General features: G+C 39.0%; 17 protein-coding genes. 15 read left to right on the plus strand and 2 right to left on the minus strand.

Features of this window, described 5'->3' with window-relative positions; translation table 11 throughout:
- Window positions 1-75: 75 nt before the first annotated feature.
- Complete coding sequence (locus ACVYAD_RS10350; protein ID WP_476426272.1) at window positions 76-330, plus strand: hypothetical protein; 255 nt, start codon at window positions 76-78, stop codon at window positions 328-330.
- Window positions 290-1,270, plus strand: coding sequence for a GNAT family N-acetyltransferase (locus ACVYAD_RS10355; protein WP_476426273.1), 981 nt, complete (start codon window positions 290-292; stop codon window positions 1,268-1,270). Before ACVYAD_RS10350 ends, ACVYAD_RS10355 begins: the two co-directional genes overlap by 41 nt.
- 51 nt (window positions 1,271-1,321) lie before the next feature.
- Here ACVYAD_RS10355 and ACVYAD_RS10360 read toward each other — a convergent pair whose 3' ends face one another.
- A complete protein-coding gene (locus tag ACVYAD_RS10360) occupies window positions 1,322-1,759 on the minus strand; it encodes an Rrf2 family transcriptional regulator (RefSeq protein WP_476426274.1) in 438 nt (145 codons plus the stop codon).
- A gap of 190 nt (window positions 1,760-1,949) precedes the next feature.
- Here ACVYAD_RS10360 and hmpA point away from each other — a divergent pair, with 190 nt between their 5' ends.
- The 13 genes from hmpA to ACVYAD_RS10425 all read left to right on the plus strand — a co-directional run bounded on the left by hmpA (window position 1,950) and on the right by ACVYAD_RS10425 (window position 11,510).
- Complete coding sequence (gene hmpA, locus ACVYAD_RS10365) at window positions 1,950-3,116, plus strand: NO-inducible flavohemoprotein (protein ID WP_476426275.1); 1,167 nt, start codon at window positions 1,950-1,952, stop codon at window positions 3,114-3,116.
- 181 nt (window positions 3,117-3,297) lie between these two features.
- Window positions 3,298-4,359, plus strand: coding sequence for a YeeE/YedE family protein (locus tag ACVYAD_RS10370; RefSeq protein WP_349659364.1), 1,062 nt, complete (start codon window positions 3,298-3,300; stop codon window positions 4,357-4,359).
- A gap of 18 nt (window positions 4,360-4,377) precedes the next feature.
- Window positions 4,378-4,602 carry a sulfurtransferase TusA family protein gene (locus ACVYAD_RS10375; RefSeq protein ID WP_079562211.1) on the plus strand — a complete coding sequence of 75 codons (225 nt, stop codon included), beginning with the start codon at window positions 4,378-4,380 and terminating at the stop codon, window positions 4,600-4,602.
- Window positions 4,603-4,855: 253 nt separating this feature from the next.
- Entirely contained in the window at window positions 4,856-5,116 is a 261-nt protein-coding gene (locus ACVYAD_RS10380) for a metal-sensitive transcriptional regulator (RefSeq protein WP_476426278.1), read from the plus strand.
- A 43-nt stretch (window positions 5,117-5,159) separates the two neighbouring features.
- Window positions 5,160-5,501, plus strand: a complete 342-nt coding sequence (locus ACVYAD_RS10385; protein WP_349659362.1) for a rhodanese-like domain-containing protein — start codon at window positions 5,160-5,162, stop codon at window positions 5,499-5,501.
- A gap of 12 nt (window positions 5,502-5,513) precedes the next feature.
- A complete protein-coding gene (locus tag ACVYAD_RS10390; protein WP_349659361.1) occupies window positions 5,514-5,810 on the plus strand; it encodes a rhodanese-like domain-containing protein in 297 nt (98 codons plus the stop codon).
- 64 nt (window positions 5,811-5,874) lie between these two features.
- The gene (locus ACVYAD_RS10395) at window positions 5,875-6,429 is read left to right on the plus strand and encodes a sulfurtransferase TusA family protein (RefSeq protein ID WP_476426280.1); all 555 of its coding nucleotides are present in this window, start codon (window positions 5,875-5,877) and stop codon (window positions 6,427-6,429) included.
- A gap of 12 nt (window positions 6,430-6,441) precedes the next feature.
- On the plus strand, window positions 6,442-6,837 hold the full coding sequence (locus ACVYAD_RS10400) for a DsrE/DsrF/DrsH-like family protein (protein ID WP_079562216.1): 396 nt from the start codon (window positions 6,442-6,444) through the stop codon (window positions 6,835-6,837).
- Between the two features lie 88 nt (window positions 6,838-6,925).
- On the plus strand, window positions 6,926-8,053 hold the full coding sequence (locus ACVYAD_RS10405) for an MBL fold metallo-hydrolase (protein ID WP_476426282.1): 1,128 nt from the start codon (window positions 6,926-6,928) through the stop codon (window positions 8,051-8,053).
- Window positions 8,054-8,464: 411 nt separating this feature from the next.
- Window positions 8,465-8,692: a sulfurtransferase TusA family protein gene (locus ACVYAD_RS10410; protein ID WP_349659512.1), complete on the plus strand. Its 228-nt coding sequence runs from the start codon at window positions 8,465-8,467 to the stop codon at window positions 8,690-8,692.
- A 104-nt stretch (window positions 8,693-8,796) separates the two neighbouring features.
- On the plus strand, window positions 8,797-9,573 hold the full coding sequence (locus ACVYAD_RS10415) for a sulfite exporter TauE/SafE family protein (RefSeq protein WP_197143828.1): 777 nt from the start codon (window positions 8,797-8,799) through the stop codon (window positions 9,571-9,573).
- 13 nt (window positions 9,574-9,586) lie between these two features.
- Window positions 9,587-10,291 (plus strand): DsbA family oxidoreductase, encoded by a 705-nt coding sequence (locus ACVYAD_RS10420; RefSeq protein WP_476426284.1) that lies wholly within the window; start codon window positions 9,587-9,589, stop codon window positions 10,289-10,291.
- Between the two features lie 274 nt (window positions 10,292-10,565).
- Window positions 10,566-11,510 (plus strand): c-type cytochrome, encoded by a 945-nt coding sequence (locus ACVYAD_RS10425; protein WP_476426286.1) that lies wholly within the window; start codon window positions 10,566-10,568, stop codon window positions 11,508-11,510.
- Between the two features lie 40 nt (window positions 11,511-11,550).
- Here the strand turns inward: ACVYAD_RS10425 and ACVYAD_RS10430 are convergent, their stop codons facing one another.
- Complete coding sequence (locus tag ACVYAD_RS10430) at window positions 11,551-13,245, minus strand: FAD-dependent oxidoreductase (protein WP_476426330.1); 1,695 nt, start codon at window positions 13,243-13,245, stop codon at window positions 11,551-11,553.
- Window positions 13,246-13,628 lie beyond the last annotated feature (383 nt).

Here is a 13,628-nt window from a genome sequence, read left to right on the forward strand (position 1 = left end):
CCAAGGCTAAAAGCATCACATCCTGTGATAACGCCTTCGTGACCAACAGTCCCTGCAGCGAAGGGGATGTTTTCTGTGCGAAAGCGAAGCGTCAGCAACAAAGGGGATGTTTTCTGTGCGAAAGCGAAGCGCCAGCAACGAAGCGCCCAGCCGGAACGGAAATCAACCTCACGCTATGGTGATGAAGCCATAGACATGAATAAATGGATGGAAAAAGCTCTTATGCCATTAGAGGATGATACAAAAATCCAATGCTTAGGGCACGATCATATTAAAAGGAGAATAGAATATGGCCGTAACTTTAGTGAGACACGCTATAAAATATGCTGAAGCAATGCATGCACTGTCTTCTATGCCACAGGTTCGAGATGCGCTAGGGTTACCTGCTGGAAAAGTGGAAGATACGATTAATTTTATTAAACGTGAGTGTGTGGACGAAGAAGCAGGAAAGACTGTTCCTCGTGTTGTCTTAGATGAGGAAGGACAACTGATTGGTGTAACGGCGTTAATGTTTATTGATCACAATAAAAAGAGCTGTCATATTGGCTCATGGCTAGGCTATGAATTTTGGGGTAAAGGCTATAATCTTCAATCTAAAATTGCCATTTTAGATATTGCATTTTTTGAGTTAGGGTTAAAGTATGTTTTTGCAGGAGCTAGAAAGGTCAATATTCGCTCACAAAAGGCACAGGAAAAGTTGCCTTTTATTCGACTCGGAGTTGAAAGTGATTTTCCGAAGGAGCATTCATGGCTAGAGGTCAAAGAAAAGCAACCTTGTGTTTTAAATGTTTTTGAGCGCGAAGATTTTGTCCAATATCGTACATCTTTAAAGAAAGTGGAAGGTGTGAGGGAAGACTATTTACCACAATTGTTATTGGCCGATGAAAGTGAAGAAGCTGTTCGGAAATATTTAAATGATGGTGAATTATATGAGATTAAATGTGGGGAACAGTTAGCGGGTGTAGCGTTACTTCTAGAACAGTCTGATAAGACAGTAGAATTAAAAAATATTGCGATCGTACCGAAGTATCAAGGTAAAGGGCTTGGAAAAGAAGCGCTTCGTCAAATAACTACAATTTGTCAAACACAAGGATATCAAACGATAATAGTTGGAACTGCGAATTCTAGTATTGATAATATTGCGTTCTATCAAAAAGCAGGTTTTCGAATGGAAGCAATTGAAAAAGATTTTTTCAGTAATTATCCAGAGCCAATCTTTGAAAATGGAATTCGTGCGCTAGATATGATTTTCTTTTCAAAGGCATTGTAAAACAATATAGACATAAGAAATACCCGTCCAACTTGAGTTGTGCGGGTATTTTTATTCGCCAAGCAACAGTGCCATCAACTTGTCTTTCGAATGTAAAAAATCATCAAGCGTATAGCGATCTAAGACTGATAAATAAGCTTGTAATGCTTCATATAATACGCCTTTTAGCTGACATTCTGGTGCAATTTTGCATAGATTATTTTCTTTGTCAAAGCATTCGACAAGATGAAAATCCTCTTCTGTATGACGCACGATTTCACCAATTGTAATGGTTTTTGGATCAATCGCTAGGCGAATTCCTCCGCCCCGTCCTCGAATTGTCTCAATATAGCCCAATAATCCAAGTTGATGTGTCACCTTCATTAAATGGTTTTTCGATATATTGTAAGCATCAGAAATTTCTTGGATAGTTGATAATTGGCCTTCATCCTTTGCACCCAAATAAATGAGTGTTCGAAGAGAATAATCGGTGTATAAAGTTAAGCGCATAAGAACACCCTACTTTCTATAGTTCAAAATAATTATAGCATTTTTACATTGAAGTATAATAAATTCAATACTTTTTTAAAGATGTATTTAAAATACATTAATTATGTCCATTTTGTTAAAGATGTATTTTACATATTGCTTTAAGAAATTGATAGCGTTATATTGTAATCACGAAAGGATGGTATGCGATATGTTAAAACAAGAAACAGTACAAATTATTAAAGCGACAGTTCCTGTATTAGAAGTTCATGGAGTGGAGATTACTAAAACGTTTTACAAAAATATGTTTCAAGCTCATCCAGAATTATTAAATATTTTCAACCATACAAACCAAGAAAAAGGTCGCCAGCAAACAGCATTAGCAAACACAGTTTATGCTGCTGCGGTTCATATTGAAAATTTAGAAGCTATTTTACCAGCGGTGATGTTAATTGCTCATAAACACCGTAGTCTAGGTATTTTACCTGAGCACTATCCAATTGTTGGAGAAAACTTACTAAAAGCGATTAAAGAAGTGCTTGGTGATGCAGCAACAGATGATATTATTAATGCTTGGGCTGAAGCATATGGCGTCATTGCAGATATCTTCATTCAAGTAGAAGAAGAGCTATATCAAAAAGCTGAGCGTAATGGCGGTTGGCGCTTATTTAAACAACTGAAAGTGGCGAAAAAAGTAGTAGAAAGTGATCTTGTTACATCTATCTACTTTGAAAATGAAGACGGTACGCCGCTACCAGCTTATGAGCCAGGTCAATATATCAGTATCCGTGTGAAAGTACCAGGCGAACAATATTTAATGAACCGTCAGTATACGCTTTCGCAAGCAGACGCAGAAGACGGCTACCGTATTTCAGTGAAACGTGAAAGTGATCATACGCCAAATGGTAAAGTATCTAACTTTATTCATGACGTATTAGAAGTGGGAGATTTAGTGGATGTAAGTGTTCCAGCGGGGCTATTTGTCTTAGAAGAAACTTCTACTCCTATTACATTTATAAGCGGTGGTATCGGTGTCACACCATTGAATAGTATGCTGCAATCACTAACAGACGATGCAACAAACGAAGTGAGCTTTATCCAGTGTGCACGCAATGAAAAAGTTGTAGCATTTAGCGATGACATCAAAAAGAAAGTAAATGTGCTACCAAATGCGTCATATACAGCGTTATATTCGGATGAAAATAAGAAAATCTCAAAAGAATTGTTAGCCGAAAAAGTAGCCGATAATGCAGATGTTTACGTATGTGGACCTGTTGGCTTTATGGAAGCAATCATTGAAAATCTATATGAGATTGGCGTGAAAGACGAAAAAATTCATTATGAATTCTTTGGTCCAGCAATGCAGTTAGCCAAATAAATAATGATCTGACCCCTTGTTATAAGAAGCAGTTTTCTGCACTTGTAGCAAGGGGTTTTTGTGTGCGCAAATATGAAAAAAGTCATTGTATTTAAAATAGTAAAAAAAGTCATTGAATTCATAGTAAAACAAGTGGTAATATACCCTATAAGAATACTAAGGTATCGGAAGGGGAATAACGATGGTTCAAATGGTTATAACAGGACTTATTTGCGGAGCTTTACTTGGATTTGTTATGCAACGTGGTCGTTTTTGCTTAACTGGCGGATTCCGCGATATGTATTTAACAAAAGATAACCGTATGTTTTACGCATTACTTATTGCAATAGCAATACAAAGTGTGGGTGTATATACCTTAATTAGTTTAAAGGTATTTGAATTCAGTGCTGGTTCGCTACCAATCGTAGCTGTTATTGTTGGTTCGTTTATTTTTGGAATTGGCATTATTTTCGCAGGTGGTTGTGCAACAGGTACTTGGTATCGTGCAGGGGAAGGTTTACTTGGCAGTTGGATTGCATTAGCTGGTTATATGCTTGTAGCAGCAATGATGAAATCAGGTGTATTGTTGCCGATGGATACGGCTATTAAAGAAACGAAAATTGAAAGTAATTCTATTGCCGAGACACTTGGCGTAAATAACTGGTTGATTATTACGATTTTTGTAGTAGTCGTTACATTTATCATTTACCGTGAGCTAAAGAAGCCACGAGTGAAAATTCCGGGGTTAAAGCCGAAAAAAACGGGATTAGCACATATACTATTTGAAAAACGTTGGCATCCATTTATAACTGCAACAATTATTGGAGTGATTGCAACTTTAGCGTGGCCATTAAGTGTTGCTACTGGACGCATAGGTGGGTTAGGCGTTACAACACCTTCTGCTAATATTTTGCAGTTTTTGGTGACTGGACAAATTAGCTTCATCAACTGGGGTGTTTTCTTAGTGCTAGGTATTTTCTTAGGATCATTATTAGCAGCAAAAATGAGTGGCGAATTTAGATTCCGTATTCCAGATACAAAAACGGCGATTAACAGCTTATGTGGTGGACTTATGATGGGGTTCGGCGCAGGTTTAGCAGGAGGTTGCTCAATTGGTAATGGATTGGTGATGACGGCGATGATGACTTGGCAAGGATGGATTTCATTAGGGTTTATGATTTTAGGTACATGGACTGCATCTTACTTTGTGTTCGTTCGACCAAGTAAAAAAGCTAAGCAAGCTACAGAAATAATACCAGCATAAAAAAAGGAGTGCTTTCATATGAAAAAAATATTAGAAGTTATGGGAATGGTTTGTCCATTTCCTTTAGTAGAGGCAAAAGAAGCGATCAAAGGCTTAAATTCAGGCGATGAATTAGAAGTGCAATTTGATTGTACACAAGGTACAGAATCCATTCCTCGTTGGGCAGCTGAAGAAGGGCATGAGGTAACGGAGTATGAGCAAGTTGGCGATGCGGCTTGGACAATTACGATTAAAAAGAAATAATTTAAAGTTCATATAAGCGAGAAATTCGATGATAGCATCGTCGGATTTCTCGCTTTTTTTATGAAAAATTAAAGGGAGATGAAGATAACTACCTGAGATTAATGGGGTAAAACGTTGATACAGAAGGGGTATAACATGGAAATGATGTTTAAGAAAAAATTAGAGCTTTCATGTTGACAATATACCTAATGGGGTATATTATAAATCTCGTAAGCAAGTTCAATCAATCGTTTTGAAAGGAGGCGTGAACAGTATGGCTTACGATGCAAAAACAGTTAATCGAGTAAAGCGAATAGAAGGTCAATTGCGTGGTGTTTTACGCATGATGGAAGAAGAAAAAAACTGTAAAGATGTGATTACACAGCTATCTGCCGTGCGTTCTGCGGTTGATCGAACTATCGGAGTAATCGTTAGTGAAAATTTATTGGAGTGTGTAACGACTGCTGAGGGGGATGCGGGAAAAATGAATAACGCCATCCAAGAAGCAATGGATTTAGTCGTTAAAAGTAGATAGATTTTATATACCCTTAATAGTATCAAGTTGGAGGCGATATTACTTGGAAACATGGATTATACTTGCTGTTGTTATAGCATTTTTCGTTTGGCGAATGAAGCCAACGAAAGGTGTGCAGTCAATTTCAGCGGCACAATTGAAAAATATTCTAAATGATAAGGATAAAGTTTTTGTTGATGTGCGTACACCTGCCGAATATAAGGGGCGAAATATTCCGCAGTTCAAAAATATTCCGCTCGGTTCTAGCTTTGACAAGTTACCGAAGGATAAAGAGATCGTTGTCATTTGCCAAAGCGGTATGCGTAGTAGTCGGGCATGTAAACAGCTGCAGAAACAAGGATTTGAGCGTGTGACAAATGTCCGTGGAGGCATGAGTGCGTATTAGGAGGAGAATAGTATGAAGGAAATTTCAGTAATGGAAGTACAACAAGCTTTAGAGCAAGGGCAGGCAATAAATTTAATCGACGTACGTGAAGTAGATGAAGTGGAGTCAGGACACATTCCTGGCATTATTCATATCCCACTTGGCTTACTTGAATTTCGTATGCATGAGCTAAATAAAAATGAACCCTATGTTATGGTCTGTCGATCAGGTGGTCGTAGTGGTAATGCTGCTCAGTTTTTAGAAAGCCAAGGCTTCGATGTATCTAATATGGTTGGTGGCATGCTTGCTTGGAATGGCGAAGTAAAATAAGAGGATGCACCTGCTATATTTTTTTAACAAAAATAATACCTATACAGGTATAAGGGAGGAAGTTATGAGTATTAAGGCAGATTTTCAGCTGGATGCCAAGGGACTTTCTTGTCCTATGCCAATCGTTAAAACGAAAAAGGCGATGGCTGATTTAGTAGATGGTCAAATTTTAGAAGTATCAGCAACAGATAAGGGTTCGAAGGCGGATATTGCTGCGTGGGCTGAATCTGTAGGTCATCAATATGTTGGGACAGTGGAAGAAGAAAGTGTGCTTAAACATTATATTCGTAAATGCTCAAACGACAAGATGGATGAGCAAACTTTTGAACATACAATTGAGTTAAAAGAGGCAATGGCAAGAGGAGGACTTATTCTCGATGTTCGTGAGGAGGCAGAGTTTGCTTTTGGTCATATCGAAGGAGCAAAGTCAATTCCGATGGGTGAGCTAGAGGGACGCCTTTCTGAACTTGATAAAGAGCAAGAAATTTATGTCGTTTGTCGAACTGGGAAGCGCAGTGATTTAGCTGCTCAAAAGATGGCGGCACAGGGTTTTACAAAAGTATTTAACGTTCTACCAGGGATGACTTCCTGGACGGGATATTTAACAAAACATATTTAGGAGGAATTTATTATGTCAAATAAAGTAGCGATAATTGCAAGTAACGGTGGTCTTTTCGATGCGTATAAGGTGTTCAATATTGCAACTGCAGCGGCAGCTACGGAGAAAGAAGTAGCGATCTTCTTTACATTCGAAGGATTAAATTTAATTCATAAACAAGGGATGCATGCATTACCTATGCCTGCGGGAGCGGAGCATTTTGCAGAAGGGTTTGCTAAAGCTAATGTACCAGCAATTCCGCAATTAGTGGAGATGGCGCAGGAATTAGGAGTTAAGTTGATCGCGTGTCAAATGACTATGGATGTAATGGGTTTAACGACAGATGATTTTATTGAAGGTATTGAAGTTGGGGGAGCTGTGACGTTCTTAGAGTTTGCAAAAGATGCAGCACCGTCATTAACGTTCTAATAAAAATAAATAGTTCACTATATAGGCGGAGAGGACAATCCTTTCCGTTAAAAAAACCAATAAAATAATACCTCGGGGGGTAATAGGAGTGTCAGTTTTAAAATGGAGTGCAGCAGAAGTAGCGCAAAAAGTAATTAATAATGAAGAATTATTTATTTTAGATGTTCGAAATGCAGATGCATTCGAAGATTGGAAAATTGATGGCCGTAAATTTGAATACCTTAATATTCCGTATTTTGAGCTACTAGATGGCGTTGAGGATATTTTATCGGAGATTCCAGCTAATAAAGATGTGTTAGTCGTTTGTGCGAAAGAAGGGTCATCACTGATGATAGCTGAGATGTTATCAGATGCAGGGCGTACGGTTGCATATTTAGCTGGTGGAATGAAAACGTGGAGTGAATATTTAGAACCGATTAAAGTTGGTGATTTAACGGGTGGTGGTGAGCTTTATCAATTTGTACGTTTAGGGAAGGGCTGCCTTTCTTATATGGTCATCTCTGAAGGTGAAGCGGCGATTATCGACGCAGTTCGTTTTACTGAAGTATTCACAAGCTTTGCAGAAGAGAAAAACGTAAACATTAAATATGTGTTCGATACACATTTGCATGCTGATCATATTTCTGGTGGACGTCATATAGCTGTAACTACTGGTGCTACGTATTATTTACCACCGAAAGATGCAGAAGAAGTTGTATTTGACTATACACCGTTACTTGATGGCACAGCTGTCCAAGTGGGCGCCTCTCGAATTGACGTAGGAGCGATTTATTCACCTGGTCATACAATTGGTTCAACTTCATTTGTTGTGGATAACAAATATTTATTAACTGGTGATATTTTATTCATTGATTCAATTGGACGCCCTGATTTAGCGGGTCTTGCAGAAGATTGGGTTGGTGATTTGCGTGAAACACTTTACAAGCGATACAGAGAATTATCGGATGATCTAATTGTTTTACCAGCTCATTTTATGATGATTGATGAACTAAATGAAGACGGAACTGTAGCAAAACATCTTGGACAATTATTTGCTGAAAATCACGGCTTAAATATTAAAGATGAAGCGGAATTCCGAAGTGTCGTAACAGAACATCTACCTCCACAGCCAAATGCATATCAAGAAATTCGTCAAGTAAATATGGGGAAGATTACGCCAACGCAGGATGAGCAGACAGAGATGGAAATTGGTCCAAATCGTTGCGCAGTTCGATAGTCTGTTTAACTTCTTTCAGCGGAAATCCCTCACATCTATAGATGGTGAGATGAATACGGATTTAAGTTACTTTTCAGTGGGTGTCCAAACATCTGCACCTGTCGCTAGGCTTTTGGTACAAAAGACATCCGCTGAAATAGAGGAACTCAGGCTAAGAACTTCACATCTTGTGAAAACGCCTGAGTGACCGACATCGTGTCGGCCCTTACGCAGGCCTAAGCACAAAGTCGAAACCGGACGCAATTATGCCGGTGCATAATTGATGAGATGGTTAAATGTAATGAGTACGCATGCGTGGTTATAGCATGGAAATACCGTGAAGCGAAGGTGCTCATCCTTCGTAAAGTCGTGAAAAAACAAAAAGAACCGGCAAAATCGCTTACAAGCTTTGCTGATTCCAAGGAGAAAAATATGAAATCAAATTTACAACTAGATGCAAAGGGCTTATCTTGCCCAATGCCTATAGTGAAAACAAAGAAAGCTATGGATACATTGACTTCGGGTGAAATTTTAGAAGTTCAAGTAACAGATAAGGGGGCTCTTGCGGATATTCCTGCTTGGGCCAAAGCTGGCGGTCATACAATTTTAGACAAATCTGAAGACGCTGGTGTCATTACATTCTTTATTCAAAAAGCTTAAAACTGGTGAGGGTTGTCTCTTCTATTGGAAGTTTAGAACAACCCTCCTTTCAATTGATATAACAATGCCATTAAGGCGCCAGTGACCAGAAAGAAGGAAAAAAGATGGATTTAGCATGGATTATTACAATATTTTTGATTGGCTTTGTAGGTTCATATGTATCGGGAATGCTCGGAATTGGCGGATCGATTATAAAATATCCAATGTTATTATATATCCCGCCTTTACTTGGTTTTGCAGCATTTTCAGCACATGAGGTATCAGGGATTAGTGCGGTTCAAGTGTTTTTTGCCTCTATTGCTGGGGTATGGGCATATCGTAAAGGTGGTTATTTAAATAAATCACTAATTATTTATATGGGTGGTGCCATATTAGCAGGAAGTTTCGTTGGTAGTTATGGCTCCCAATTTTTATCTGAAGCAGGGGTTAACGTCGTTTATGGTGTATTGGCGTTGATTGCTGCAGTGATGATGTTTATTCCTAAGAAACAAATTGACGATAAGCCGTTGGATGAGGTAACGTTCAATAAACCGATAGCGGCCATATTAGCATTCGTTGTTGGTATTGGTTCGGGAATTGTTGGGGCAGCTGGTGGCTTCTTGTTAGTACCTATAATGCTAGTAGTGCTAGGTATACCAACACGTATGACAATCGCTACAAGCCTTGCTATTACTTTTATATCCTCAATAGGCGGGACGATTGGGAAGTTGATGACGGGACAAGTTGATTATTATCCTGCATTCATTATGATTGTAGCTAGTTTAATAGCGGCTCCATTAGGTGCAAAAGCAGGGAAAAAATTAAACACAAAAGTTTTACAATCTATTTTAGCGGTTCTTATTTTAGCAACTGCCATTAAAATTTGGATAGATATATTGTAGGAGGCTGTAGAAAATGAAAATTGAGATTTTCTCGGATTTCACATGTCCGTTCTGCTATATTGGCAAAAGAGAATTGGAACGCGCCATTGACACGGCAGGTTATTTAGGGCAGGTAGAAATTGAATATAAAGCATATCAAATTGGACCAGATACACCTAAGAAAGATGCACCAACTTTATATGAGGGTATGGCTGAAAAATTTGACTCCTCGATAGAAGAAGTGAAGGATATTACTAAGGGTATAGCAAAGCGGGCCGAAGAGGTTGGATTGCATTACAATTTTGAAGATATGAAAACAGCGCATACTGAAAAAGCTCATCGATTAGCAAAATGGACACGACACTTTGGTAAAGAGTCGGTCTACACGGAAGAGCTTATGAATGGTTATTTTGCGGAGGGAAAAGACTTAAACGATGATATGTTCTTGTTAAAAGTCATAGAAAATATAAACTTAGATGTTGAAATAGCAAAGGGTATTCTGGCATCAACTGACTTCGGTGAAGCTTTAGACAGAGATCGTTATGATGCTCAACAGCTAGGTGTACAAAGTGTTCCGTTCTTTGTTTTTGAAAATCGTTACGGTATTAAAGGTGCAGAGCCGAATGAAGTTTTCGTACGAACATTGCATCAGGCGGCGAAGATAGCAGGTGTTCAGCCGGTGTTAAAGATGATAGGTGATGGTGAAGCTATTTGTGCTGATGGTGAATGTAAATTTTAGTAGAACGCTAAAATGTCGGGTACAATGCTGTGCTCGGCATTTTTATATTCATTCGGAAATGTTGAACTGCACGAACGTGAAGCGTCAGCTACAAATTCAGGAAATAGTACATACTGCAAGAGGTATTAAGTCTCGTTTAATGTGTTGTAGAACAACGAATTTCATAATTTTATCCTCTAAATGATTCTATTTGCGTGAAGTGTGAGAAAAGTCACATCGAAAAAGATGCTATTTTGCTAAAATATAGGTGATTATACAAAGGGGGGTATTATAGATGAAACCTATAGTAGCAGGAGTAGCGGGGGTAGTGCTGTTAGCGGGCACGCTTTTTGTAGGAGCAGCCATTAGCGACAAAATTTTAGGGGATGCAGAAAGCAAAGAAGCCGCTGTACAAACGAAAGTACCAACAACAGCAGCTGCTCAGTCAGTTGTCTATGCGCCACCAAGTATTGAAGAAGTACCGGATGGACCTATGAAGGAAGCAATATTATATGGTTATGAGCTTGTCAATAATACACATGTTGCTGCAGAAGAATATGTTGGGAATCAATTGTCTTGCACAAGCTGTCATGCGGGGGCAGGTTACGATGAGCAAGTTTCGTCACTAGTAGGTGTTATGGCGGATTATCCCCAATATATCGCGCGCTCTGGTGATATTGTAACGATTGAGGAGCGTATTAATGGTTGCATGGTTCGCAGTATGAACGGTAAGAAATTTGACATGAATAGCAAAGAGTTAGAAGCGATGGTCTCGTACTTCTCTTATATTTCAGAAGGTGTACCTATCGGGGCGGAGCGTGAATGGGTAGGTACAAGTAATATGAAGGACATTCCTATACCGGATGTTAAGAATGGTGAGGAAGTGTATGCTCAGTCTTGTATCGCGTGTCACGCGGCAGATGGCTCAGGTAATGGTGCTAATACAGGTCCGGCATTATGGGGTGAAAAATCATTCAATGACGGAGCGGGTATGGCAAGAATGTCAAAAATGGCTGGTTACATCCAAAATAATATGCCAGTCGGTGCAGCTGGTACTTTGACAGATCAAGATGCCGCTGATTTAGCAGCCTTTATTTTATCGCAGGATCGACCTGAATGGGGAAATCATAATAAAGATTGGCCAAAAGGCGGACGTCCAAATGATATTATGAATAAAGAAAAACGGGAACAAGTTAAAAATGGCACAATAAATTGGGAGAAAGTACTTTCTACTAATTAAATGAAAGGGGATGCTGCTAACTAGCGGCATCCCTTTCATGTTATTTAAAATTGTAGGCCGTGACAATTTTATCTCTGTTAGTTGTTGCATCAGTGAAATATTCATACAAGCAAATACCGAGGAAGGATCCAGCGACATTAAAGACATTAGAGAAACCATTGTTCTGGAGGGTCATTACAGCATTGTAACTTCGCTGGCCAGATCGGCAATGTACGTAAACGGGTCTATCTTGTGGAATCTCATCCAAACGTTCGCGGAGCTCACTTAACGGAATATTATGCGCATGAATGAGATGACCTGCCTCGAATTCATTTCTTTCGCGGACATCTAAGAAATAGGCATTATTTTCAACGAGATCTCTAACTTCGTCAACTTTTACTTGTTTATAATGACCATATAACTGGTTTTGAGCAACGAGTGCAGCTAAATTAACAACGTCGCGTGCGGTGTTAAACATTGGAGAATATGATAGCTCTAGCTCTTTTAAGTCTTCTAATGTGCCTTTCATTGTTATCATAGTTGCAATAACGTCGATGCGTTTGTCAGCATTGCCTTTTCCAATCGCTTGCGCACCGAGAATCTTCCCAGTCGGCACTTCGTAAACAAGTTTAAAATGAAGTGGGTTACTATTTGGCATTAAACCAACTTTGTCTGGTGCGATCAAGTACACGCTTTTGGCTTGAAAGCCATGTGCGAGCGCTGTTTTTTCGTTTAAGCCCGTTGTGGCACACGTGTAATCGAAAATTTGCACGCTTGAAGAGCCGATAACTCCTTTGTTTTGTTGAGGTATATTGTACATATGGTTAGCTGCTGCTCGTGCTTGTCGTTGCGCTGGGCCTGCTAGTGCCAAGCGAGTTTGTTTATGAGTTAGCTGATGGAATACTTCTATAGCATCGCCCACAGCGTATATAGAAGGATCGGATGTTGCGTAATTAGCATCAACTTGAATGCCGCCAAGTTCACCTATTGCCAGTCCGGCTTCTTTCGCTAAAGAGATTTCGGGACGAACGCCGATAGCTAATACAACAGCTTGTGCTTTCAATTGTTTACCTGAATTCAATTCTACATAATCTGCCGTAACTTTAGCTAGGCCGTCATTGACGATGACATTAATGCCTTTATCCATCATTTCTTTGTGTAATATTTGTGCCATATCATAGTCAAATGGCGTCATGATTTGTTGACTAAACTCAACGAGTGAGACATTAAAACCGGCAAGTCGTAAATTTTCTGCAACCTCCACGCCTATAAATCCGCCACCGATAACAGCGATATCCTGTATGTCATCGCTTTGGATATAACTGTTTAAACGGTTAATATCCACGACGTTACGAACAGTAAAAACGTGTGAAGAATGAACGCCGTCTAAGATTGGAACAATTGGACTCGCGCCAGGAGATAACACTAATGTATCGTAGCTTTCTTCATACTCAGTGTCAGTAGTTAAATCCTTTACAGTAATGCTTTTATCTTTTCGGTTAATATGTAAAACTTCTTGATTAACACGTGCTTCAATCTTGTATTTTGTTTGAAAGGCTTGAGGTGTCATTAAGATTAATTTGTCGCTGTTATCAACAATTCCACTAAGATGAAATGGTAAAGAGCAATTTGAAAATGAAACGTTCGCTCCTTTTTCAAACATTATAATCTCAGCCTGTTCATCGAGTCGACGAATACGTGCAGCGGTCGAGGCACCGCCTGCGACACCACCGATAACTAAAAATTTTTTACTCATGAGTAAGCACATCCTTTTCTTGTAATATACATAACGGGGTATGTTGTGGATAAATCAAGACTTTTCTTGTGTCGATAATGAATAAAACTGTGGATAAATATTGCTTTAAGTGAATTATATACCCCTTTGGGTATTTTATCAACGAAAATTACTGAGTAAAAATCATTGTACGTGGATAAATACTAAAGAAGTAAACAAATAGACAAAATTTTGGAGATAAACTTAGTAAAAGAAATTAAGTAACCGGATTTGCTTATCACTAAAAGTTGGGTATATCAGTAAAATATGACTATTTTAACTGATTGTAGCAAAGGGCTACTCGACTCTCGCAGGAAGCCTTGCTCTGCGCGAAAGCGAAGCGTCAGCGACAAAGCGAGTAGCAC

The sequence above is a fragment of the Lysinibacillus sp. G1-3 genome (assembly GCF_056322905.1).